The following is a 25,775-nucleotide window of genomic DNA, read 5'->3' as shown; positions in this document are numbered from 1 at the left end:
ACCAAAGAAGCGCACCTACCGATCACTGAGACTCACCCGACTCCTCGGCACCACCCATCGCAGACCGGACCAAGTCGGCCAGATCCATCGAAGCCACCGCAGCCGCCGCCTCATCAGTGCCGTTCAGTTCTTCGACGACCTCCTCCGCAACAGCAGGTGCCAGCTCCTCCAACAGATGCCGAGCCAACGGCAACGGACTCGGGTAGTCGAAGATCAACGTCGCAGGCAGCCGCAGACCAGTCGCGGCACCGAGCCGGTTGCGGAGCTCCAGCGCGGCTAGCGAATCGATGCCCAAGTCGGTGAAGCCCTTCTCAACCCCGACCGCTGAAGCGTCGTCATACCCGAGAACCGCCGCCGTGTGTTCGCGCACCAGGTCCAGCGCCGCCGAGTCTCGCTCGTCCGTCGGGAGCGTGGCGAGCTTGTCAGCGAACCCGGCCTCCGGCTGTGCCGACGCCGACGAGGCAACAGCTGCCCGCCGCGGGGCGGTAGTGGCGAGGCCCTTCAGCAGGGCCGACGCGCGGTCCGCGTCCTTGAGGTCGAGCTTCACCGGCACCAACGCCGCCGACGAAGCAGCCAACGCGGCATCGAACAGTTCCAGCCCCTCAGCCGCCGACAGTTCCGCGACCCCGGACCGGGCGATGTGTGCCAGGTCCACTTCGCCGTCGGTGCCTTCCCACGGGCCCCACGCGAGCGACGTCGCCGGGAGGCCGAGGGAAGACCGGTGCTCGGCCAGCGCGTCCAGGAACACGTTGCCCGCCGCGTAGTTTGCCTGTCCGGCAGCGAGCAGCAGACCACCCGCTGAGGAGTACAGGACGAACGCCGCCAGGTCCCGAGTTGCCGTCAGCTCGTGCAGGTTCCAGGCCGCGTCGACCTTGGGCCGCAACACGTTCTCGACCTGCTCCGGCGTCAAGGCACTCAGCACCGCGCTGTCCATCTGCCCGGCCGCGTGCACCACGGCGGTCAGCCGCGGCAGCGTGTCGAGCAGCTTCGCCAGCGCGTCCCGATCGGTGACGTCGCACGCGGCGACAGTCACCTTCGCGCCCTCGCCGGCCAGTTCGTCGACCAGTTCCCGCGCCCCCGCCGTGTCGAGACCGCGGCGGCTGGTCAGGACCAGGTCACGGGCACCGCGTGCGACCAGGTGCCGGGCCAGCAGTCCGCCGAGCAGGCCTGCGCCGCCGGTGATCAGCACCGTGCCGTTCGGGTCCCATTCGACCGGCTCGCCAACCTCGGTGACCCGGGTCAGCCGCGGCACGCGCACCTCGCCGTTCCGCAACCGGGCTTCGGGTTCGCCGGAGGCGACGACCGCGGGCAGTGCCCGAGCCGACGCGGGCGAAGCGTCGAGGTCCACGATCTGGATCCGGCCCGGGTTTTCCGCCTGCGCGGCCCGCACCAAGCCCCAGACCGGAGCCTGCACCAGCTCGTCGCGAGTGACCACGACCAGCTTGCCGTCCCCGATCGACAGCCAGTTCTGCAAGTGCCGCAACGTGTCCTGCACGATCTGGTGCACCTGCGCCGGAACAGAACCGGTACCGGAGCCGACCGGCAGCACCAGCACCTCCGCGTCGACCGGCTCGGCCTTCAGCGGCACGCCCAGACCGAGATCGTCGGTGCCGAGCACAGCCCAGCCGTCCAGCGAAGGCACCAGCCGCACGCCCGAAGCGGGCTGCCATTCGATCCGGTACAGCGAGTCCGGCACCTTCGTGCCGAGCTGGCCTTCCGACACCGGCCGCGTGATCAGCGAAGCGATCTGAGCGACCGGAGCACCAGCAGTGTCAGCCAGGTCGAGCGACGAACCGCTCTCGGTCTTCCGCACCCGCACCCGCAGCGCGGTCGCGCCGCTGGCCTGCAGCGACACCGAGTTCCACGCGAACGGGATCGTCGTCTCGGTCAACGCCTTCGGACCGCCCGGGATCAGGAAGTCCGTCGCGCCGAGCGCCGAGTCGAGCAGGCCCGGGTGGAGGCCGAAGTCGTTCGCCGCGGTGCCTTCCGGCAGCGCGACCTCGGCGTATACCTCGCCTTCGCGCAGCCAGATCGCCCGCAGGTTGCGGAACGTCGGCCCGTAGCCGAAGCCGAGGTCGGCCAGGTCGTCGTACAACCCGGTCAGGTCAACCGATTCGGCACCGGACGGCGGCCACTCGCTCAGCGAGAAGTCCGCAGCCGCGCCATTGGCCAACGTGCCCGCCGCGTGCTGAACCCAGCCCGCCTCGGTCCGCGAGTGCACCGACAGCTCCCGGCGACCGCTGCCGTCCGGCGCGCTGATGACCACGCGCAGGTCGACCCCGTCCTCAGGCAGCAGCAACGGTGCCTGCTGCGTCAGCTCCTCCAGCAGGTCGCAACCGACCTGGTCGCCGGCGTGCATCGCCAGCTCGACGTACGCGGTGCCGGGCAGCATCGTCCGCCCCATCACCACGTGGTCGGCGAGCCACGGCTGCGTCGCGACCGACAGCCGTCCGGTCAGCACCGCGCCGCCATCGGGCAGTTCCACCAGCGCACCCAGCAGGGGGTGTCCGGCGGACTGGGCGCCCAAAGTGGTGACGTCACCAGTCGGCTTAGTCGCGTCGAGCCAGTACGACTTGTTCTGGAACGCGTAGGTCGGCAGGTCCACAGTGAACGCACCCTGGCCGGCGAACAGCGCCTTCCAGTCGATCTTCCCGCCCCGGGAGAACAGCGTGGCCAGCGCGGTGAACACGGTCGGCACCTCGGCCCGGCCGCGGCGCATCGCGGGCACCTGGACGACCCGGTCCGGCCGGTCGGCGACCGCGGTGTCGCATTCGCGGGCCATCCCGGTGAGCACTGCGTCCGGACCCAGTTCAACGAACCGGGTCACGCCCGAGGCGAGCAACGTGCTGACGCCGTCGGCGAACCGGACGGCCTCCCGCACGTGGCCCACCCAGTACTGCGGCGAGCACAGCTCGGCGGCGGTCGCGATCTTGCCGGTCACGTTCGACACCACCGGGATCGACGGCGCGGAGTAGGTGAGCTTCTCCGCCACCACCGAGAACTCGGTCAGCATCGGCTCCATCAGCGACGAGTGGAACGCGTGCGACACGACCAGCTGCTTCGTCCGGCGACCAGCGTCGGAGAAGGTCGCCATGGCAGCGAGCACCGCCGCTTCCGGACCCGAGATGACCACCGAACGCGGCCCGTTCACCGCCGCGATGTCGACCCCGTCAGGCAGCGAAGCGCGCACCTCGTCCTCAGTGGCGGCGATCGCCGCCATCGTGCCTCCGGCCGGCAGCGCCTGCATGAGCCGGCCGCGAGCGGCGACCAGCGAGCAGGCATCGGCCAGCGAGAACACTCCGGAGACATGTGCCGCGGCGAGTTCGCCGATCGAGTGCCCGGCGACGTAATCCGGCGTCACACCCCAGGACTCGACCAGCCGGTACAGCGCGACCTCGATCGCGAACAGCGCGCATTGCGTGTACGCGGTCTGGTTGAGCAGCGGCGAGTCTTCCCAGATCACCTGCTTGAGCGGGGTTTCCAGCTCGGCGTCGAAGAGTCCGCAGATCTCGTCGAACGCTCCGGCGAAGGCCGGGAACGCCTCGTACAGCCCGCGTCCCATGCCCGGCTGCTGCGCGCCCTGTCCGGTGAACAGGAACGCCGTCAGGTCGGCCGCGCTGACCGTTCCGGCCACGGTGCCCGCCGGGGTCCGGCCGTCGGCCAGTCCGTCGAGCGCCTTGAGCGCCGCTTCGCGGTCGGCCGCCAGGACCACCGCGCGGTGGTCGAGCGCGGCGCGACCGGTGGCCAGCGAGTAGCCGATGTCGGTCAGGCTGACGTCCGGGTTGGCCCGCAGGTGCGCGGCCAGCCGGGCGGCCTGGTCGGCGAGCGCCGACGCGACTGAACCGGCCAGCGGCAACGGGATCGCCGGGAGTTCCGGTGCGGTGCGCCGGGTTTCGACGGCCGGAGCGGGCGGTGCCTCCTCGATGATGATGTGCGCGTTGGTGCCGCTGATACCGAACGACGAAACGCCGGCGCGACGCGGGTGACCGTTGCGCACCCACGGCCGCGGTTCGGTGAGCAGCTCGATGTTGCCCGTGGTCCAGTCGACGACCGGCGACGGCGCGTCGACGTGCATCGTCTTCGGCAACATGTTGTGCCGCAACGCCTGCACGACCTTCATCACGCCAGCAGCGCCACCGGACGCCTGCGCGTGCCCGATGTTCGACTTCACCGACCCCAGGTACAGCGGCCGGTCGCGGTCCTGGCCGTAGGTGGCCAGGAGCGCCTGCGCCTCGATCGGGTCGCCCAGCTTCGTGCCCGAACCGTGCGCCTCGACAGCGTCCACATCGGACGGCTGCAGGCCACCGGCGGCGAGGGCCGCGTGGATCACGCGTTCCTGCGACGGGCCGTTCGGAGCGGTCAGGCCGTTGGACGCACCGTCCTGGTTGACCGCGCTGGAGCGGACCACCGCGAGCACCTCGTGCCCGTTGCGCTGCGCGTCGGACAGCCGCTCCAGCAGGAGCAGACCCGCGCCCTCAGCCCAGCCGACACCGTCGGAAGCCGCGGAGAACGACTTCGACCGTCCGTTGGGCGAGAGCACGCCCTGGCGGCTGGAGTCGACAAACAGATCCGACTGCGACAGCACCGTGACACCGCCGGCGAGCGCCAGTCCGCACTCCCCCGCCCGCAGCGCCTGCACCGCGAGGTGCAGCGTGACCAGTGAGGACGAGCACGCGGTGTCGACCGTCATGCTCGGGCCCTCGAGGCCGAGCAGGTAGGAGATGCGGCCGGAGACGACCGCGCCGGAGCTGCCATTCGGGATGTAGGCGGCGACGTCGGCCGGAGCGCCCGGGGCGCGGCTGCCGTAGTCGTCGTACATCGCGCCGGTGAAGACGCCGGTCAGGCTGCCGCGGAGCACGGTCGGGTCGATCCCGGCGCGCTCGATGGCCTCCCACGCGGTTTCCAGCAGGAGCCGCTGCTGCGGGTCCATCGCCATCGCCTCGCGCGGGCCGATGCCGAAGAACGCCGGGTCGAACTCCGCCGCGTCGTGCAGGAAGCCGCCCTGGTTGGCATAGGTCTTGCCGCGTTTGCCGCGTTCCGGGTCGTAGATGCCTTCGATGTCCCAGCCGCGGTTGGTCGGGAAGCCGGAGACCGCGTCGACCTCGTCGACCAGCAGCTGCCACAGGTCCTCCGGCGACCGGACGCCGCCGGGGTAGCGGCAGGCCATGCCGACGATCGCGATCGGTTCCTGCATCGACGCGTTCGTCCGGGCCGTCGTCGCCGGGGTCTTCGCGACCGCGCCGAGGAGCTTGCCCTTGACGAAGTCCGCGACGGCCTTGGCGGTCGGGTGGTCGAAGATCAGCGTCGCGGGCAGCGTGAGGCCGGTCGCGGTGCCGAGCAGGTTGCGGAGTTCGACCGCGGCGAGCGAATCGAAGCCCAGCTCCTTGAACGCCCGTGTTCCGTCCACTTCGGACTTGTCCGCGTAGCCGAGCACGGTGGCCACCTGCGTGCGGACGAGGTCGAGCAGCACCCGGTCCCGTTCGCTTTCGACCAGCGCGGCCAGTTCGTCGGCGAGCGCGTTGTCCGCCGCTTTGGCCGCCTTCGCCACGCGACGCGCCTTCGGCGGCACGAAACCACGCAGCAGCGCGGGCAGTTCGTCGGTGCGCGCCCGCAGTGCCGGAACGTCCACGCGAAGCGGCGCGATGACCGCGTCTTCGGTGGCCACGGCGGCGTCGAACAGGGCCAGACCCTGCTCGGCGGTCACCGCGGGCAGGCCGAGGCGGGCCATCCGGGCGAGGTCGGCTTCGGCGAGGTCGCCGCCGAGACCGGTGTTCTCCGCCCACAAGCCCCACGCCAGCGCGGTGGCCGGAAGCCCGGCCGCGCGCCGGTGTTCGGCGAGCCCATCGAGGAACGCGTTGGCCGCCGCGTAGTTCGCCTGCCCGGCCGGCAGCACCTGGCCGCCCGCCGAGGAGAACATGACGAACGCGGACAGCTGCCGGTCGGCAGTCAGCTCGTGCAGGTGCCAGGCCGCGTCGACCTTCGGCCGCAGCACCGCGGCAAGCTGCTCCGCGGTGAGCGAGTCGAAGACGCCGCTGTCGGCGGTACCGGCGGCGTGCACCACCGCGCCGAGGTCCGGCAGGCCGTTGATCAGCTGCTCGACCGCCTCGCGGTCAGCAACGTCGCAGGCCGCCACCTGGACGGTCGCACCCAGGTCGGTCAGCTCTTCGGCCAGCTGCGCGGCACCCGGTGCGTCAAGCCCGCGACGGCTGGTGAGCACCAGGCTCTGCACCCCGTGCTCGGCCACCAGGTAGCGCGCCAGCAGGCTGCCGAGACCGCCGGTGCCACCGGTGATCAGGACCGTGCCGTCCCACGACGTGGTGTCGGTCGATTCGGTGCGGGTGTAGCGCGGAGCGAGCACCGAGCCAGCGCGAATCGCCGACTCCGGCTCGCCCGAGGCGACCACCGCGGCGATCGTCTCGACCTTCGTGTCCGCATCCGCGTCGATCAGGAACACGCGTCCGGGGTGTTCGGCCTGCGCCGCCCGGGCGAGTCCCCACAGGAGGCCCTGGGTGACGTCCACAGTGGACTCACCCGCCGAGACCGCCGACTGCGTGATGACGGCGAGCTTCGTGTCGGTCAGCCGTGCTTCGGCCAGCCACGCCTGGATCTCGGCAAGCAGCCAGGTCGCGTTGGCCCGCGCCGCTTCCGGCACCGCACCGTCGGCGGCGGGCACCGAGAGCGTCACGAGACCGGGCACCGGCTCGCCGCGGTCCACCGCTCCGAGCAGGTCCGCGAACCCGCTGTAAGTGGCAGCCACGCCGACTCGGCCACGGCCGATCGCGACGACGTCGCCCGGCTCCGCGGCCGGGACCGGCACGGACTGCCAGCCGATCTTGAGCAGCGAACCGTCCGTGGTCTCCGCCTGCGCGGCCAGTTCGGTCCGCACCGGCCGCGAGACCAGCGATTCCACCGAAGCTACCGGGTTGCCTTCGCCGTCCGCGACCTCGATCGAGGACAGTTCGTCACCGTCCAGCCGCACGATCCGCACCCGCAGCACCGAAGCGCCGACCGCGTGCAGCGTGACGCCGTTCCACACGAACGGAAGCAGCGTCGAACCGCTCGGGTCGCCGAGCAGGTCGGCGTGCATCGCGGTGTCGAGCAGCGCCGGGTGCAGGCCGTAGGAACCCGCCGTGGACGCGGCCGGTTCCGGCAGCGCGACCTCGGCGAACACCTCGTTGCCCCGTCGCCACGCGGCGGTGAGCCCCTGGAACGCCGGGCCGTAGCCGTAGCCGCGCTCGTTGAGCCGCTCGTACGCGCCTTCGACCGGGATCGGGGTCGCACCCGCCGGCGGCCATTCGGTGAGGCCAGCGGGTTCCGGCCGGGCAGTCGCGGACAGCGTGCCCAGCGCGTGCTGGGTCCAGTCGCCGTCCGATTCGACCGGGCGGGAGAACACGGTGACCGGGCGGCGGTCGCCGTTCGCCGGGCCGACCACGACCTGCAGCGCGACCGCGCCGTCCGGCGACAGGATGAGCGGCGCTTGCAGCGTCAGCTCCTCCACCGTCGGGTGGCCCACCTGGTCACCGGCGGCGACCGCGAGCTCGACGAATCCGGTGCCGGGCACCAGGATCGCACCCTTCACCACGTGGTCGGCGACCCACGGCACCGACGAGGCGGACAACCGTCCAGTGAGGACAGTGATGTCCGAACCGGACAGTGCCACGACCGCGCCCAGCATCGGGTGCGCGAGCGGCTGCTGACCGACCGAAGTGACATCGCCGGACGGTGTCGCGTCGAGCCAGTAACGCTTGTGCTGGAAGGCATACGTCGGCAGGTCGAGCCGGACCGGACCGTCGCCCAGCAGCGGGCCGAGCTTCACCGCGCCGCGGATGTGCAGGCGACCGGCCGCGGTGAGCGCGGTGCGCACCTCGTCCTGGTCGCGCCGTCCAAACGGGACAAACTCCGCGTCGACGCTCTGCTGGCCGAGCGCGGACAGCACGCTGTCCGGCCCGATCTCCAGGAACGTCTGGACGCCGCTCTCCGCCAGGGTCGACACCGCGGCACCGAATCGGACAGTCTCGCGGACATGGTTGACCCAGTACTCCGGCGAACGCAGCTCGTCGTCGGTGGCGAGTTTCCCGGTGACCGTCGAGACAATCGGGATCTTCGGCACCTCGTAGGTCAGCCCGGCGGCGATCTCGCGGAACTCGTCGAGCATCGGCGTCATCAACGGCGAGTGGAACGCGTGGCTCACGCGCAACCGTCGCGTTTGGACATCGCCAGCGGCTCGCTCGATCTCAGCGACCACATCTGCGTCGCCCGAGACGACCACGGCGGCCGGGCCGTTCACCGCTGCGATGCTGACCTCGTCCTCGTGGCCGCGCAGCAGTTCCTGGACCGCCTCTTCGGTCGCGGCGAGCGAGACCATAGCGCCGCGACGGTCGTTCAGCGCACCCATCAACCGGCCGCGCGCGGCGACCAGTTTTGCCGCGTCCGCAAGGGAAAGCACGCCCGCGACGTGGGCCGCGGCCAGCTCGCCGATCGAGTGCCCGGCGAGTGCGTCGGGCCGGAAGCCCCACGACTCGGCGAGCCGGAACAGCGCGACCTCGACCGCGAACAGCCCGGTCTGGGTGTACTGCGTCTGGTCCAGCAGGCCGCGGTCAGCGAGCTCGGTGGTGCCGAACACGACGTCCCGCAGCGGAACATCGACCAACGGGTCGATTGCCGCGCACACCGCGTCGAACGCCGTCGCGAAGGCCGGATACGCGTCGTAAAGCTCTCGTCCCATGCCGACTCGCTGCGCGCCCTGTCCGGAGAACAGGAAGGCGAGCTTTCCGTCCACGACCTGACCGGTCGGCGCGTCTCCGCCGGCCAGCGCGTCGAGCCCGTCGGCGAGTTCTCCGGCGGTCTCGGCGACCACCACCGCGCGGTGTTCGAGCGAGGCACGCGTCGCCGCCAGCGAACGCGCGATCTCCGCGACGGAAACGCCTTCAGCCAGCCAAGAACGCAGCCGCGCCGCCTGTCCGCGCACCGCGGCAGCGGACCGGCCGGACAGCGCGACCGGAACGATCGTCTGCGTCTCCGAAGCCCGCTCGACCGGAATCGCCGGCGCCTGCTCCAGAATGACGTGCGCGTTCGTACCGCTGATGCCGAACGACGACACCGCGGCGCGGCGCGGCCGGTCGACCTGCCACTCCCGCGATTCGGTCAGCAGCCGGACCGCGCCGGTCTCCCAATCGACCACAGTGGACGGACGGTCGACGTGCAGCGTCTGCGGCAACTGGCCGTGCTGCATGGCCATGACCATCTTGATGATGCCCGCGACACCCGCCGCGGCCTGCGTGTGGCCGATGTTGGACTTGATCGACCCGAGCCACAGCGGCTGGTCCTCGGAACGGTCCTGCCCGTAGGTGGCCAGCAGCGCCTGGGCCTCGATCGGGTCGCCCAGCGTGGTTCCGGTGCCGTGGCCCTCGACAGCGTCCACTTCGGACGGCCGCAGACCAGCGTCAGCCAGCGCCTTGGCGATCACCCGCTGCTGCGAAGGACCGTTCGGCGCGGTAAGGCCGTTCGACGCGCCGTCGTGGTTCACCGCAGAGCCGCGCAGAACCGCGAGCACCGGGTGCCCGTTGCGACGTGCGTCAGACAATCGCTCGACGAGCAGCATACCCGCGCCCTCGCCCCAGCCGGTGCCGTCCGCCGCTTCGGCGAACGCCTTGCACCGGCCGTCGGCGGAAAGCCCGCGCTGACGGCTGAAGTCGATGAAAGTGTCCGGAGTGGACATCACGGTGACACCGCCGGCCAGCGCCAGCGTGCACTCGCCGCGACGCAGCGCCTGCACCGCCCAGTGCAGCGCGACCAGCGACGACGAACACGCGGTGTCGACGGTGACCGTCGGACCTTCCAGCCCCAGTGCGTACGACACGCGACCGGACACGACGCTGGCGAGGCTGCCATTGCCGAGGTAGCCCGCGATGTCGTCGGAAACCGTGCCGAGGCGGGTGCCCCAGTCGTGGTACATCACGCCGGCGAACACACCGGTCGCGCTGCCGCGCAGGCCGACCGGGTCGATCCCGGCGCGCTCGAAGGCTTCCCAGGACACCTCGAGCAGCAGCCGCTGCTGCGGGTCCATCGCGGCCGCCTCGCGCGGGCTGATCTCGAAGAAGTCCGCGTCGAACTCGGCCGCGTCGTGCAAGAAGGCGCCGTGCTTGACGTAGGAGTGGCCGGGCTTGCCGGGCTCCGGGTCGTACAGCGAGTCGACGTTCCAGCCGCGGTCGACCGGGAAGCCGGACAGCGCTTCCTCGCCCTCGGACACGAGCCGCCACAGGTCTTCCGGCGTCTCGACGCCGCCCGGGTAGCGGCAGGCGATGCCGACGATGGCGATCGGCTCCTCCGGGTCCACCGTGGTCACCGGAGTGATCGTGCGAGTCGGAGCCAGCCCGGCGAGCCGCGACGCCAGGTACTCGGCGAGCGCGCGCGGCGTCGGGTAGTCGAACACCAGCGTCGCGGGCAGCCGCATGCCGGTGACCGAGTCGAGGATGTTGCGCAGTTCCACCGCGGCCAGCGAGTCGAAGCCGATCTCGCCGAACGGGCGGGCCGGGCTGATCGCGTCCGCGCTGTCGTGGCCGAGAACGGCCGCGACGTGCGTGCGGACCAGGTCGAGCAGCGCGCGGTCGCGGTCGGCCTCGGCGAGGTGCGCGAACCGCTCGGCGAACTGCTGCTCGGGCGTGACTTCCCCGCTGGCGACGGCGATCCGGCGGCGGCCGGCGGGTACGAGCCCGCGCAGCACGGCCGGAACGTCCTCGCCACGCGACCGCAGGGCAGCGCGGTCAACGCGGGTCGGGACCACCGTCGGAACCCCGGTGCCGAGCGCAGCGTCAAGTGCGGCAAGGCTTTCCGACACGGTCAGCGGAGCCAGCCCCAGCCGCGCGATGCGGTTTCGGTCCACTTCGGACAGTGTCGCGCCCATGCCGATCGCCTGACCGGCGTCGGGGGCCCACAGCCCCCAGGCCAGCGACGTCGCGGGCAGGCCAGCGGCGTGCCGATGCTCGGCCAGTGCGTCGAGGAAGGTGTTGCCAGCGGCGTAGTTCGCTTGTCCGGCACCGTCGGCGAGCCCCGCCGAGGAGGAGAACAGGACGAACGCCGACAGGTCCAGCTCCGCGGTCAGCTCGTGCAGCGCCCACGCCGCGTCGAGCTTCGGGGCCAGCACTGCGTCGAGCTGCTCGGCGGTCAGCGAACCGATCATCGCGTTGTCGAGCACGCCAGCGGTGTGCACGACGGCCGACAGCGGGTGCTCGGCCTTCTTGATCGCCGCCGACAGGGAGCGCTTCTTGCTGACGTCCGAGGCGACCACCTTCGCGGTCGCACCCAGCTCGGCCAGCTCTTCGACCAGCTCAGCCGCGCCCGGCGCGTCAAGCCCGCGACGGCTGAGCAGCAACAAGCTGCGGACGCCGTGCTTCGTGACGAGGTGCTTCGCGACCTGGGCGCCGAGACCGCCGGTACCGCCGGTGATCAGCACGGTGCCGTCAGAACGCCACGTCGGCTCCCCGGCCTCCGCCACGAGCCGGACCATCCGGCCGGCCGAGACCGTGTCGCCGTCGATGCGCAGTTCAGGCTCGCCCGAGCCGAGCGCGGTGGCCAGGGTCGCCGCCGTGGCCGTGCCCTCGACCAGGACCACGCGACCGGGGTGCTCAGCCTGCGCCGAACGCACCAGCCCGCGGACGGCGGAGTCGGCCAGCGAGCCGCGCGTCAGCACGACCAAGCGCGCACCGGCGTAGCGGTCGCCTTCCAGCCACTGCTGCAGCACAGTCCGGACGCGATGCGCGGTCTGCTTGGCAGCGGCGGCGATGTTGTTACCCGGCACGGAAACCGGCAGCAGCACGACTTCGGGCACCTCGACCAGCGACACCAGCGAATCGACCACCGGAACGTCGAAACCGCTGATCGAACCCAGCGAAGCCAGCGACGGCAGCTCGGCCGTGACGGTGACCGGGGTCCATTCGACGGTGTACAGCAGGTCGCGCGCCTGGGCGCCGAGGTCGGCCTCGCGGACCGGCCGCGAGCGGAACGACTCGACGGACAGCACCGGCGTACCGGCCACGTCCGTCACGTCGATCGAGACGCCGCCGGTGGCCGGGGACGTGATCCGCACCCGGACCTCGGTCGCGCCCGAAGCGTGCAGCCGCACACCGGTCCACGCGAACGGCAGCCGGATCTCGTCCGGCTCGCGCGCCTCGCCCGGGGCGAAGTCGGTGGCGTGCAGGACCGCGTCGAGCAGCGCCGGGTGGACGCCGAACGCCGCGTCGCGACCAGTCGCAGGCAGCGCGACCTCGGCGAACACGACGTCGTCGCGCTTCCACGCGGTGCGCAGCCCCTGGAACAGCGGGCCATAGCCGTAACCGTGCTCGGCCAGTTCGGTGTACAGGTCCGAAGTAGCCACGACCTCCGCACCAGCGGGCGGCCATTCGCTGCGCGGCGCGGGCTCGACCACCGGGCCGGCGGCGAGGACACCGACGGCGTGCCGGGTCCAGGCCGCGTCGGCGTCGTGGTCGGGGCGGGAGTGGAACTCGATCGTGCGGCGGCCGTCGACGTCCGGGCCGACCAGCGTCTGCAGCGCGACACCACCCGCCTCCGGCAGCGCGAGCGGGGCCTGCAGCGTCAGCTCGTCAACCACTCCGTAGCCGACCTGCGCGGCGGCGTGCAACGCCATCTCGACGAACGCGGTACCCGGCAGGACCGGGGTACCGGCGATCGCGTGGTCAGCCAGCCACGGGTGCGTCCGGAGTGCGACGCGACCGGTGAGGACCAGGCCGTCGTCGCCGGCCAAGCCGATCTCGGCGGCGAGCAGCGGGTGTCCGGAAGCCAGCTGGCCGAGGTCGGCCGCGTCGCCGTGGCCGGTCGGCGCGGTGAGCCAGTAGTGCTTGTGCTGGAAGGCATACGTCGGCAAGTCGACAATCTGCGCCTCGCCGAAGAACGCGGTCCAGTCGATCGCCACGCCGCGGGTGTGCAGGCGGCCGAGCGCGGTCGCGAGGGTGGCGGCCTCGGGCCGGTCGCGGCGCTGCGCGGGGGTGAACGCGATGGCGTCGCTGGTGCCCGCGGCCATCGCGGACAGGACGGCGTCCGGACCGACCTCGATCGCGGTCGTCACGCCCGCGTCGACCAGGGCCTGGACCCCGTCGGCGAAGCGCACCGCGCGGCGGACGTGCCACAGCCAGTACCCGGGCGAGCAGAGTTCCTCGGCGGTCGCGATCCGGCCGGTCACGTTCGAGACGACCGGGATCGCCGGGGCCGCGTACTCGACCACCTCGAGGATCTCGCGGAACTCGGCCAGCATCGGCTCCATCAGCGGCGAGTGGAACGCGTGCGACACGCGCAGCTGGCTGATCTTGCGGCCCTGCATGCGGAACACCGACACGACGGCTTCCACCGCTTCGCGCTCGCCGGAGACGACGACCGACGTCGGACCGTTCACCGCGGCCAGGCTGACCTGGTCGCCCAGCAGCGGCTGGACCTCGTCCTCGGTCGCCGCGATGGCGACCATCGACCCGCCTTCCGGCAGCGCCTGCATAAGCCGTCCGCGAGCGGCGACGACCAGGCACGCGTCGGCGAGCGACCACACGCCCGCGATGTGCGCGGCGGCCAGTTCGCCGATCGAGTGGCCGAGCAGGATGTCCGGCCGCACGCCCCACGATTCGAGCAGCCGCGCCAGCGCGACCTCGACCGCGAACAGCGCGCACTGCGTGTACTGCGTCTCGTTAAGTTCCTCGGCGTTGTCGCCGAAAAGGACATCGCGCAGCGGGGTTTCCATCTGCACGTCGAGGTGATCGACAGCCTCGTCGAAGACCTCGGCGAACTTCGGGTACGCCAGGTACAGCTCACGCCCCATCGCGAGGCGCTGCGAACCCTGTCCGGTGAACAGCATCGCGAGCTTGCCCGGAGTGCGTTCGCCGAGGACGACGTTCGGGTCCTGCTCCCCCGCCGCCAGCGCCTGCAACCCGCGCACAGCGTCGGCGACATTCTCCGCAACGACCACGGCGCGCTGGTCGTGCGCGGCGCGAGTGGTGGCGAGCGAGAAGCCGAGGTCAGTCAGATTGCTGGATTCCACAGTGGACACCAGTGCGGCAGCCTGCGCCTTCAGCGCTTCCTCGCTGCGCGCCGAGACAACGAGCGGCACGACCGGCAGCTCATCGCTGGTGGTTTCCACGGTCTCGACGGCCGGAGCCTGCTCGATGATGACGTGCGCATTGGTCCCGCTGACGCCGAACGACGAAACGCCAGCACGGCGCGGACGTTCGCTCGCGGGCCATTCCCGCTGCTCGGTCAGCAGCTCGACGGAACCCGCGGTCCAGTCGACGTGCGGCGTCGGCTCGTCCACGTGCAGCGTCTTCGGCAGCACGCCGTGCCGCATCGCCTCGACCATCTTGATCACGCCCGCGACACCCGCCGCGGCCTGCGTGTGGCCGATGTTCGACTTGATCGACCCGAGCAGCAGCGGCGTCTCGCGGTCCTGACCGTAGGCGGACAGCAGCGCCTGCGCCTCGATCGGGTCGCCGAGCCGGGTGCCGGTTCCGTGCGCCTCAACAGCGTCCACATCGGACGCTTCCAGACCAGCGTCGGCCAGGGCGCGCTTGATCACGCGCTGCTGCGACGGACCGTTCGGCGCGGTAAGGCCGTTCGACGCGCCATCGGAGTTGATCGCCGACCCGCGGACCACGGCGAGCACCGTGTGTCCATTCGCGACAGCGTCGGAAAGCCGTTCCAGTACCAGGACACCGACACCCTCGGCGAACCCGGTGCCGTCCGCGGCGGCCGCGAAAGCCTTGCACCGGCCGTCTTCCGCGAGACCGCGCTGACGGCTGAAGGCAGTGAACGTGCCCGGCGCGCCCATCACCGCGACACCACCGGCGAGCGCGAGCTGAGTTTCCCCGCGCCGCAACGCCTGCACCGCCAAGTGCAGCGCGACCAGCGAACCGGAGCAAGCGGTGTCGACGGTCAGCGTCGGCCCTTCCAGACCGAGCGCGTAAGCGACGCGACCGGAGACGACGCTAGGCGCGTTGCCGGTGAGCATGTAGCCGTCGAGACCGTCGGGAGCTTCGTGCAGCCGCGGTCCGTACTCCTGCGCCTCCGCGCCGATGTACACGCCCGCCGGGGTGCCGCGCAGCGCGGACGGGTCGATCTTGGCCCGCTCCAACGCTTCCCACGCGGTCTCCAGCACGAGCCGCTGCTGCGGGTCCATCGCGGACGCTTCGCGCGGTGCGATGCCGAAGAACCCGGCGTCGAATTCCCCGGCGCCGGGCAGGAATCCGCCGGAGGTGACGTAGCTGCTGCCCGGCTTGTCGGGGTCCGGGTCATACAGGCTGTCGAGGTCCCAGCCGCGGTCGGTCGGGAAGCCGGAGATCGTGTGCACCTCGTCGGCGACCAGCTGCCACAACGCTTCCGGCGACACCGCGCCGCCCGGGTAGCGGCAGCCGATGCCGACGATGGCGACCGGTTCGTCGTCCGCCGCACCGCCGGCCAGCGCCGCGACGGACTCCTCCGCGCCGAACACCTCGGCGTGCAGGAACCGGGCGACCGCGGCCGGGGTCGGATAGTCGAAGGCCAGCGTCACCGGCAGTTCCAGCCCGGTCGCGTCGGTGAGCTGCGCGTGCAGCTCCACCGCCGCGAGCGAGTCGAAACCGTGGTCGGAGAACGCTTTCTCCGGGTCGAGGACGGCCGGAACCTCAGGCAGCGCGGCCTGCAGCGCCGCCCGCGTCGCGTCGTGGACCACGTCGGCGAGGAACCTCGCGCGGTCCGCCGGCGGCAGAAGCGTCAGCCGCTCCGCGAAGCCGGATTCCCGATTCTTGTCACTCTCACGCATTGCGCACTCCACCGCGGTAGCCAGGCAGCATTCATGGGTCGTCGATCGGATCGTAGGCCGGACTCGGGCCGCGCCGGATCCCCAGAAAACGTTGTTAGGGGCGGGAAATCACCAGGCGACGCGCAGCAGCGACGGGCCGCGCACGATCACCCCGTACTCCCATTTCACGCCCTCGCGCCCGTCCGCGAGCCGCAATTCCGGGAACCGCTCCAGAATCGCTTTCAGCCCCTCCTGCAGTTCGAGCCGCGCCAGCTGCGCGCCGATGCAGTGGTGCGGGCCGTGCCCGAACGCGACGTGCGGGTTCGGGCTGCGGGTCAGGTCGATGACGTCCGGATTCGCGAAGACCTCCGGGTCGCGGTTCGCCGCGTGCAGCGCGGGCAGCACCGGGTCGCCCGTCCGCACCACGACGTCGCCGATCCGGATGTCCTCAGTGGCGTAACGCGCGAACATCGCGGCGGTGTTGATCGGCACCCACCGCAGCAGTTCTTCCACCGCGGTCGGCATGATCTCCGGCTGCGCCCGCAGTTGCGCGAGCAGTTCCGGTTGCGTCAGCAGGGTGAAGATGAAGCTCGGCAGCGCCGTGGAAACCGTCTCCACGCCACCGGTAAGCAGCCCCGCGCCCGCGATCGCGATCAGCTCGTTCTCGGTGAGCTTGTCACCGGCGTCCCGGGCATAGACGAGCGCGCCGAGCAGGTCGTCGGTCGGCTCCTCACGACGCTGCGCGACCAACTGGGCCACGTAGTTGTCCAGCTTGTCGCCATAGACGTCGAGCACATCGCCCTTCGCCGTCGCGTCACCGACCAGCGCCTGGGTCCACTCGCTGAAGATCGAGTGGTCTTCCTTCGGCACGCCGAGCAGCTTGCAGATCACCGTCACCGGCAGCGGCCGTGCGAGATCTTCGACGAGGTCGCCGGGCGCGCCCTTTTCGATCATCTCGTCGATCAGCTGGTGCACCAGGGTGCGAACGCTCTCGCGCATCGCCTCCAGCCGGCGCGCGGTGAACGCCTTCATCACCAGGCGGCGCAGGCGGGTGTGGTCCGGCGGGTCCATCCCCATGATGCCGTCGCCCATCTGCTGGCGACGCATCCGCGGCTGGTCGAGACCCTGTGCCAGTTCGCGGCTGAACCGCGGGTCGGCGGTCACCAGCTTGACGTCGGCGTACTTCGTCGCCAGCCAAGCCTGTTCGCCGAACGGCATCTGGACCCGGCTCATCGGCTCGTCGCGCTGCAACTGGTGGTAGGTCTCGGAAACGGACGTCTCGTGCATGTCGAACGGATACGCCCGGACAGTCCGGCGAGTGCTCATCGCGGTTCCCCTCCGATCGCGGTCATCGGCTGCTCCAATGCCTGGGTGTCATGGGTGTGCTGGACGTAGGAAAGCGCCGACATCAGCGTCGACGAGGTGATCCGGCCGCTCGGCGCGCGTTCGGCGATCCCGCGCAACGGCAGCGAACCGAGCTCGGACCAGCCGAGCCTGCCGTCCGCGTCGAGCGTGCTGCGCGCCTGTCCCGCGTTGTCCGGATGCAGGCAGTACGGCACGTCGAGCAGACCGCGTTTGAAGGCGACCACGAGCGCGCGGTCGAGATCCGCGTGACTGTTCAGAACCGCGTCGACCAGGGCGTAGGCCTCGCGGTAGACCTGGTTGTCCTCGTCCACAATGGCTTTGATGCCCTTCGCCGAGGCAGCCGCGTGTTCGAGCGCGGTCACGTTCTCCGCGACGGTCGGGATGCGGTGCGCTTCGGCGGCGGTCTTCACGATCAACCGCTCCGAATCGGTGCTCATCGCCAGCTCAGCGGCCTTGCCCAGCAACAGCATCGCGCCGTCGGGCGTGCGCGGGAAGAGGCCCATGTACGCGTAGATCACCACGTGCCAGGTCGCTTCCGGCAACAGCTCGGCGCACAACCGGCGCAGCGCGGCGACGGCTTCGCGGTCCTGGTGCAGATTCGTCTGCTGCGCGTAGCTCACCGAGATGCTGCGTACGCCCTTGCGGTAGAAGAACAACGCCTCCAGGACGCTGATCGCGACCAGCTCGCTCGGCGGACACAGCTGTCCCAGCATGCACCCGCCGAACGTCTCCAGATGCGGGCGGCCGCCCGGATGTTCGGCGTCGACCAGCAGATCGCAGCAATACGCCCAATTCCGCACGGACTCGTCGAGCGGAGTACGACTGTAGGGCAGGCAGTAGGAAATCGGCCCGCCCTCGGTGGCGTGCAGCCCGGCGGCGATCATCGCGCGGAAGATGTCCACCGGCCGCGCCGAACCGTGCCGGACCTGCACCGGGAAGTCCGGGCCCTCGAGACCGTCGAGCATCGCCCGGGTCACCTCGGGCGGATGGTTGACAATCGGGTAGCCATTGAGCGGGATTCCGTTGCGCAACGCGTGTGCCGCGGAATCGGTGTCGCGGACGCGGGTGTAGCTGTCGAGCGTGAGCGTGCCGACGGTCGCGGCGTTCGCCTGTTTCGTCGCGACCAGACCGGCGCGCATCGCGGCCGGGCTGTCGAAGCCCATGCGCGGCTGCACGACCAGTTCCCCGGCCGCGTGCCGCTGCGCGACGAACCGCTCGAAGCTCACGCCTCCTCCAACTGGCTGACGCCGCCGGGAAGCGTGGCCGCGAAATGCCGGAAGGCGGCGGCGTTCTGCTCGTCGAAGACTCCGTCGAACCCGGCGAACAGCAGCTCCGCGGTCTGCTCGTCCGAAAGCGGTCCGCCGGTGCCGAGTTTGCCGCCGATGACGATCGGCAGCCGGCGCAGCTCCGGCTGTGCGCGAAGCCGCTGCACGACCCGCAGCCCGTCCTGGTAGCCGTGCCCATTGACGCTGCTCAGCACCAGCATCGCCGGACGGCGGCTGACGCATTCGGACTCGAGCAGCTCGTCCGGCACGCACGCACCGAGGTTCACCACGTCGAAGCCGAGTTCCGCCACGAGAAGTTCCAGGTAGACCAGGTTCCAGGTGTGCGAGTCCGACGCCATGCTGCTCACGATCACCGTGCGCCCGGCGGGTTCTTCGATGACGCTGCCGCTGTACGCGTGGACTTCCTCGCTCATGGCGACACCTCATAAGCTCGCTGGTAATCCAATCGCGACACCGAGATGACCTCGTCGCCGCGGACCACGACTTCGGTGGGCGCGGGCCTGCCGAGGAAGCTGATCAGGCTCGCGGTGACGCCGTACGCACCGACGTTCGGCACGGTCAGCAGATCTCCAGCGGACAGCTCGGGCAGCTTCGCGGCCTTCGAAAGCGAGTCCCCGGGAGTACACAGTGGACCGACGAGCTGCCCCGGGTTGTCCCCGACCTGGTCGACACCGACCGCGGCGGGCAGCAGACGGCCGATGCCGGAAAGCCCGCCGACCACGTTGATCCCGGCGTCGAGAATGACGAACCGGTGGCCCCGGCTCTCCTTCACGTTCACGACCCCGGCCAGCAGCGTCCCGCACGTGCCGGACAGGTAGCGGCCGGATTCGCAGGCCAGCTCGACCTCGCCGCCGCGCCATTCCGGCAGGTAGAGGTCGAGAAGCTGTTCCAAACCGTTGCGCAGCTTCGGATAGTCGGTGCGCTCGCCGGGAACCGCGTACGGCGACGAGAACCCGCCGCCGATGTCGAGCAGTTCCAGCGGCAGCCCCGTCTCCTGACGCAGCTGCGCGGCCGATTGCAGCACGAACTCGTACTCGCCGAGCAGCGCGTCCTCGTCCTGGGCGTTGCTCATCGTGAAGAAGTGCGCGCCGACGATCTTCGCCCCGGCGACCGCCTTGAACAGCGGCATAAGCTCGGGCAGAGTCTCCGCGTCGACGCCGAACTGCGACGGGCGGCCCATCATCCGGATCCCGGTCGACGCACTGCCCTGCGTGGTGTTGATCCGCAGCAGGCACCGCGCCACGGTGTCCTGGCGCTGCGCAGCGGCACCGATGTGCTGCAGGTCAGTCAGCGATTCCACGGAGAACAGCCGGACGCCCGCGGTGATCGCCGCGTCCAGCTCGCCGTCGGTCTTGCCCGGGCCGGTGTAGAGGATGTCCTCCGGCGCGAACCCGGCGGTCAGCGCGTTGGCCAGTTCGCCGGTCGAGCTGATCTCCGCGCGGCAGCCGCCCTCACGGAGTTCGCGGGCGATCTCCGGATGCGGGTTGGCTTTCAGCGCATAGTAGACCGCGAACCCCTCCGGCAGCAGGCCGAACAGCTGATCGCGCGACTGCGCGGTCACGTCAAGGTCGTACACGTAAGCCGGCGTGCCGAACCGTGCGGCCAGCTCGTCGTACTTGCTCATTTGCGGGCACCTTCCACCAGCAGGGCGAGTTCCTTCGTCGCGTTCTTGCCGTGCGCGGTGAGCGGGAACTCGTCCACGACGTGGCACAGCGCGGGCACCTTCTGCGGCTCGAGCCGCTGCGCCAGTTCCTTGAGCACCGTGGTCGGCGGCAGGTCGCTCTCCACGCAGATCGCCAGGTCCCGGGTCTCGCTCGGCGGGATCGCGCCCGCCGCGCGCACGCCGGGGATGTCCATCGCGGCCGCCTCGATCTCCAACGTGGACATCCGGATTCCCTTGCGCTTGAACATGTCGTCGCGGCGGCCCTCGAAGTAGAGGTAGCCGTCCTCGTCGAGCCGGCCGTAGTCGCCGGTGTGCAGGCGGAGCTCGCCGGTGGCCTCGTCGCGGCGGAACGCTCGCGCGGACAGCTCCGGCGCGCGCCAGTAACCGGGCATCACGTGCGGCCCGGCGGCCACGATCTCGCCGATTTCCCCGGCTGGCAACGGAGTTCCGTCGGCAGCGAGGATGTGCACGGTCGTCCCCGGCAGCGGAAGACCCGACGAACCCGGACGCTCCGTGTCCTCCTCGGGCGGCATGACGGTGATCCGCTTGCACTCGGTCTGCCCGAACTGGCGGACGACGCGGACGCCGGGGAATGCGGCGCGGAGCTTCGTGATCGTCGAGTCCGGCAGCGCCGCACCGGTGTTGGTGAACAGCCGCACCGGAGCCGATTCGCCCTGCTCCCGCTCGGCGAGGGTGGCGATCATCGTGGCGAGCGAAGGCACGATCGGGACGACCGTCGCGCCGACCTCACGCATCCGTTGCAGCAGGCGAAGATCGGATTCGGCGTCGGCGAGCACGATCTCGCTGCGGCCGAGCGTCGAGAGGAGGACTTTGTACAGGCCGTAGTCCCAGGACATCGGAAACCGGCAGAAGACGACGTCGTCCTGGCGGTAGCCGAGCACCGCCTGGATCGCGCCCGCCGCGAAGGTGACCTGCCGGTGCGGCCCGATGACGCCCTTGGGCGCGGCCGTGCTGCCGGAGGTGTACACGAGCACCGCGACGTCGTCCAAATCGACCTCAGTCGGCTCGACACGGGTCTGCTCGCGGTGAGCTTCTTCGACTTCCGTCCACAGTGGAGCGAACTCGTCCGGCTGGAGAATCAGCACCGGCTCGGCGTTCTCGACGACGGAATCGAAGTGGAACTGCTTCATCGCCGGGTTGATCGGCACGAAGACCGCGCCCCGCCGCGAGGTCCCGTGGAAGAGCGCGACCAGCGCCCGATCCGTCGGCAACTGCACCACGACGCGATCGCCGCGCCCGACTCCGCGCCGCGCGAGAACCGCCTCCACCGCGTGACTCCAAGCGGCCAGCTCGGCATACGTCCACACCCCCGCCCGGTCGCGCACCGCGGCGGCGTCCGGCGCACTGGCCGCCGCCGCGTCGAGCAGGGCATGGACGAGAGAACCGGATTCGTTCACGACTGCCACTCCCGAAAGGATTCGTAGAATCACCGTGCCTGCGCGGGATCGCTCCCCGACGTCCGGAAAGTTATCCGCGCGCAGGCGGTGGCCCACACCCCTAACGGCCCCTAGCTGGCACTCTGCCGCTCCGACCCGGACAACACGAAGGGCTCCTTGAGGGAATCCGCATTCCCTCAAGGAGCCCTTTCGCGAACGACTAGGCGGGGACCGGGCTCAGCAGCTCCGCGGCCCGCGCGGCGAGCGTCTTCCGGTCGATCTTCCGGTTGGAATTCAACGGGAACTCCTCGACGTGCTCGTACCGCCGCGGGATCACGCCCTCGGGCAGCACCGCCCGCAGCGCCCGCACCAGTTCGATCACCGGCCGCCGCGGACCGGTGTAGAAGACGAACAGCTCCGTCCCGCTGTCCCCTTGGACGCCGAGCGCCACCGCCTGCACCCCGCACGTCTCCAGCGCGTGCTCCACCTCGGTGAGCTCCACGCGCCAGCCGAGCACCTGCACCTGCGAGTCAAGCCGCCCCAGGTACGCCAGGTCGCCGCCGCCGAGCCGCCGCACCCGGTCGCCGGTGCGGTAGAATCGCTGCCCGTCACGGTCGAGGAACCGGCCCTTCTCGTCCGCCGGGTCGAGGTAGCCCGGCGTCAGCTGCGGTCCGGCGATGGCGAGCTCGCCCTCTCCCGCCTCGTTCTCGTCGATGAGCACGTACTCGTGCCCCTCGTGCACCGCGCCGATCGGCACCACGCCGTTCACCGCGATCCGCGGGGTTTCCTCGTCGTCCCACCGGTACCCGGCAACGGTGACGGTGAGCTCCGTGGGCCCGTAAAGGTTCTCGGTCACGGAATTGCCCGCCGCCGCCCGCCAGTCCGCGGTGTCGCGGACGGTCAATGCTTCCCCGGCGAAGAAGCTCCACCGCAAACCGGGCATCGCAGCTGGGGTGAGCCGTCCGGTGCGACGCACCAGATCGATCGCGCTCGGCGTGGAGAACCACACGGTAAGGCCGCGCTCCTCCACGAACGCCGGCACATTGCGGTACGCCGCTCCCGGCAGGACCACCGCTTCCGCGCCCGCGCCCCATGCACAAAAGAGGTCGAACATGGCGCAGTCGAAGTTCAGGTCGAACGTCTGGGAGAAGACGTCGTCCGGGGTGAAGTCGTACCGCGCGTCGAGCAGGCCGAAGTAGTGCTCGGTGGAGCCGTGGCCGATCCGGACGCCCTTCGGCCGACCCGTGGAGCCCGAGGTGAACAGGATGTACGCGGAGTCCTCCGGCCGCACGGCCATCGGCTCGCTGAGCGCGGTGTTCGGCTGAAGCAATCCCTTCTGACCGGCCTCCGGAGCCAGCAGCGTCTTCACCGGCGGAGCCACGGTCAGGCCGCGTTCGTCGGCGATGAGCGCGTCCACCTCCGCCGCCTCGACCATCTGCGCGGTCCGGGCCGCCGGGAAGTCCGGCCGCAGCGGGACGACCGTCGCCCCCGCGTACAACCCGGCCAGAATCCCGGCGTAGGCGGTGACGCCCTTGCCGGCCAGCACCCCTACCGTGCGGGCGCCGGACTCCGCCAGCGCGCCGCCCCACAGCAACGCCCGCTCGTGCAGTTCGCCGTAGGTCAGCGTCTGCCCGCCGACGCTGACCGCCGGCCGGGACTCGGAACGGGCCAGCCCGCGCAGAAACCGCGCATGCAGTCCCGAGGTGGTCGTCGTGTCCATCGTGGTCCTCCGCGTTGCTGTGCCGATCGCTGCTGACCCGACCCACAGTCACGGCCTCGTGGCTTCGCGGCAACGGTTCCGTGCCGGGTCGGGGGTCGGGCGGCTTTCGGCCGGATCGGTAATAGGGGTGCCGGTGCGTCGCCCGGAAGCGGCGGCGCGGGGTAAGGTTCAAAACCGAACCGGGCGGTCGGTTTCCCTGCCCGGTGAAGTGCCCGACCCAGCCACCGGAGTAGCCATGTGGGACAGCTCTTTCGACGAAGCCCTCCGCCCGTACCTTCCGTTCCTGCCCGCCGACGAGGCGCTGACCGCCGAGACCCCGCTCAAGGAGTACGGCCTCGACTCGCTCGCCACGGTGGAACTGCTGGCGGTGCTGGAGGAGAAGTACAACGTCCGGTTCTCCGACGACGCGCTGAACCTGGAGACGTTCGAGAACCCCGGACGCCTCTGGACGACGCTGTCGAAGCTGCAGCCGGCTAGCTGACCCGCGAGGGACCCGCGCCGCGCCGCCGCGGCTGCAGCGCGAGCCGCGGGTTCACCGTGGTCACCTCGAACCGGCTGGTGGTGGCGCGGACGCGGCCGAAGAGCGTGTCCGGCCCGGCCACCCACAGCTTGCGCACGCCGAGCTGTTCGAGCGACGAGACGACGTCCGGCCAGCGCAGCGGCTCGACGATGCTGTCCAGCAGCATCGTGCGGACCTGCTCGCCGGTCCGCAGCACCGAACCGTCCTGGTCGGCGATGATCGGAAGAAGGGGATCATGGAAGTCGAGGCCGCCGAGCACCTCGTCCTCGGCCTTGCGCCGCAACGCGCCGAACGCGCGCGAATGCAGCGGAGGACGCATCGTGTACAGCGACAGCCCGCCCATGCCCCGCACGGTCTGCTTGAGCCAGTCGAGGTTCCGCTCCCGCACCGAGACCATGTAGAAGTCGTGGTCGATGTAGCAGGAGATGTCCGACCATTCGCCGCGCCCGTCCAGTTCGGTCAGCGCGTCGCGCAGTTTCTCTTCCGGCGTGCGGACGAACGAGTGCGTGACGACGTCGGTGTGCTCGGTCGCGAAGAACTCGTCGAGGCACTGCGCGAGCTTCGCGGTCATCCACACCGCGTCCGGGAAAGTCAGCGAACCGGCGTACACGCTGGCCGGCTTCTCCCCGAAACTCGGGCCGGTGCAGTAGTCCGGGCTCATCCCGTACTCCTGTTCGGCCCATTCGGCGAGCGCGACGCAGGTGAGCATGAACCCGACCTGGGCGTACTCGGAGTAGTCGCCCTCGGCCTCGCGGAAGCGGTCGACCAGCGAGTAGCCCAGCCGGTCGTCGGCGTCCTTGATGAGCCTGCGCGCGAACGGGTTGATGAGCAGGAACTTGCCGAAGTCGACGAACCGGCACGGGCTCATCCCGGGGAACACGACCGCCGATCCGGCCTGGCTGGCGTCATCCATGACTGGCGACCTCTCTTTCGGCGGGGGAATGGACTTCCTGCAGGAATCCCAGCAGGATTTCGCGGAACCGCTGCGGTTCCTCGAGATGGGGGACGTGGCTCGATTCCGGGAGGATCTCCCAGCGCACGTCGTGGATCCGGTCGTAGTACGGCTGCACGGTGGCCGGGGTGGCCTCGTCGTGCGCGCCGGAGATGAGCAGGGTCGGCACCTCGATGTCGTCGAGGCGGTCGATCACCGAGTAGTCCGCGAGCGTGCCGGTGACGGTGAACTCGCTGGGGCCGTTCATCACCGAGTAGACGGTGTTGTTGTCGGCCATCTCCATGAAGGACGCGAGATAGTCGGCGGGCCACGGCAGCACGCGGCAGACGTGCCGGTCGTAGAAGACGCGCATGAGGTCGAAGTACTCCTGCGTGTCCGTCGTGCCGGCCGCTTCGTGCGCCCGCAGGCCCTCGTCGACGCCGGGCGGGAGCAGCGCGCGCAGCCGGTCCATTTCGCTGCGCCACAGCTCGTACGACGCCGGCGAGTTGGCGATCACCAGCCCGCGCAGGCCGTCCGGACGCTCCGCGGCGTGCCGCGCGACGACCAGCCCGCCCCAGGACTGTCCATAGAGGACGTAGTTGTCCTCGATGCCGAGCCGGTGCACCAGGTTGTCCAGCTCGTCGCCGAACAGCTCCGGGTTCCAGAATCCGGGGTCGGCGTCCGGCAGCCTGCTCGATCCGCCGCTGCCGAGCTGGTCGTAGTGCACGACCGGGAATCCGTGCTCGGCGAGCTCGGTCAGGCTCAGCAGGTAGTCGTGGGTGCTGCCCGGCCCGCCGTGCACCACGACCACAGCGGGAGCCGCCCCTCCCGGTTGCCCGGTGACCCGGTACCAGGTGCGGTGCTCGCCGAACGGGACCCAGCCTTTCGCGGTGGGCGCCACGGCCATGCTCATCACCTCGTTCGCCTCCCTCGTCCTTCTCCGGCGCAGCGCGGCCGGATCCGGTTACCTGTCTATCCGCCGGAGCCCGCGCGCCACCAGCCCCTAAGGGGCATCTAAAGCCGAGCCAAATCCGCGTTCCCCGCGCCGGATTCAGGGGTCCCCTACCGGGTGGGCGGGGCCGTGCGCCGGCCCTACCGTTTCCGTTGTCCCGCCGCACCTACGA

Annotated in this window: 10 protein-coding genes; 1 reads left to right on the top strand and 9 read right to left on the bottom strand. The window is 70.6% G+C overall.

Going from position 1 to position 25,775, the window contains the following annotated elements; all coding sequences use genetic code 11:
- Positions 1-22: 22 nt before the first annotated feature.
- The 7 genes from FKO37_RS13985 to FKO37_RS13955 all read right to left on the bottom strand — a co-directional run bounded on the left by FKO37_RS13985 (position 23) and on the right by FKO37_RS13955 (position 23,200).
- Positions 23-15,790 (bottom strand): type I polyketide synthase, encoded by a 15,768-nt coding sequence (locus FKO37_RS13985; RefSeq protein ID WP_238604586.1) that lies wholly within the window; start codon positions 15,788-15,790, stop codon positions 23-25.
- A 108-nt stretch (positions 15,791-15,898) separates the two neighbouring features.
- Positions 15,899-17,095 carry a cytochrome P450 gene (locus tag FKO37_RS13980; RefSeq protein WP_037810567.1) on the bottom strand — a complete coding sequence of 399 codons (1,197 nt, stop codon included), beginning with the start codon at positions 17,093-17,095 and terminating at the stop codon, positions 15,899-15,901.
- Positions 17,092-18,360, bottom strand: coding sequence for a methylaspartate mutase (locus FKO37_RS13975; protein ID WP_238604585.1), 1,269 nt, complete (start codon positions 18,358-18,360; stop codon positions 17,092-17,094). Before FKO37_RS13975 ends, FKO37_RS13980 begins: the two co-directional genes overlap by 4 nt.
- Positions 18,357-18,833, bottom strand: a complete 477-nt coding sequence (locus FKO37_RS13970) for a cobalamin B12-binding domain-containing protein (RefSeq protein WP_037810569.1) — start codon at positions 18,831-18,833, stop codon at positions 18,357-18,359. Before FKO37_RS13970 ends, FKO37_RS13975 begins: the two co-directional genes overlap by 4 nt.
- A complete protein-coding gene (locus tag FKO37_RS13965) occupies positions 18,830-20,044 on the bottom strand; it encodes a type III PLP-dependent enzyme (protein WP_238604584.1) in 1,215 nt (404 codons plus the stop codon). Before FKO37_RS13965 ends, FKO37_RS13970 begins: the two co-directional genes overlap by 4 nt.
- Entirely contained in the window at positions 20,041-21,510 is a 1,470-nt protein-coding gene (locus FKO37_RS13960) for an AMP-binding protein (protein ID WP_238604583.1), read from the bottom strand. The genes FKO37_RS13965 and FKO37_RS13960 overlap by 4 nt, the downstream gene beginning before the upstream one ends.
- A gap of 190 nt (positions 21,511-21,700) precedes the next feature.
- Positions 21,701-23,200: an AMP-binding protein gene (locus FKO37_RS13955; protein ID WP_238604582.1), complete on the bottom strand. Its 1,500-nt coding sequence runs from the start codon at positions 23,198-23,200 to the stop codon at positions 21,701-21,703.
- A 235-nt stretch (positions 23,201-23,435) separates the two neighbouring features.
- Here FKO37_RS13955 and FKO37_RS13950 point away from each other — a divergent pair, with 235 nt between their 5' ends.
- Positions 23,436-23,681 carry a phosphopantetheine-binding protein gene (locus FKO37_RS13950; RefSeq protein ID WP_037810574.1) on the top strand — a complete coding sequence of 82 codons (246 nt, stop codon included), beginning with the start codon at positions 23,436-23,438 and terminating at the stop codon, positions 23,679-23,681.
- Here FKO37_RS13950 and FKO37_RS13945 read toward each other — a convergent pair.
- Both FKO37_RS13945 and FKO37_RS13940 read right to left on the bottom strand, forming a co-directional pair.
- Complete coding sequence (locus tag FKO37_RS13945) at positions 23,674-24,633, bottom strand: ACP S-malonyltransferase (protein WP_037810575.1); 960 nt, start codon at positions 24,631-24,633, stop codon at positions 23,674-23,676. The genes FKO37_RS13950 and FKO37_RS13945 overlap by 8 nt on opposite strands.
- The gene (locus FKO37_RS13940; RefSeq protein ID WP_037810576.1) at positions 24,626-25,558 is read right to left on the bottom strand and encodes a proline iminopeptidase-family hydrolase; all 933 of its coding nucleotides are present in this window, start codon (positions 25,556-25,558) and stop codon (positions 24,626-24,628) included. Before FKO37_RS13940 ends, FKO37_RS13945 begins: the two co-directional genes overlap by 8 nt.
- Positions 25,559-25,775 lie beyond the last annotated feature (217 nt).

It is taken from the genome of Amycolatopsis sp. Poz14, assembly GCF_006704225.1.
Taxonomy (GTDB): Bacteria; Actinomycetota; Actinomycetes; order Mycobacteriales; family Pseudonocardiaceae; genus Amycolatopsis; species Amycolatopsis nivea.
Note: the sequence above shows the minus strand (reverse complement) of the source record. Positions and strands in the feature narration are given on the sequence as shown.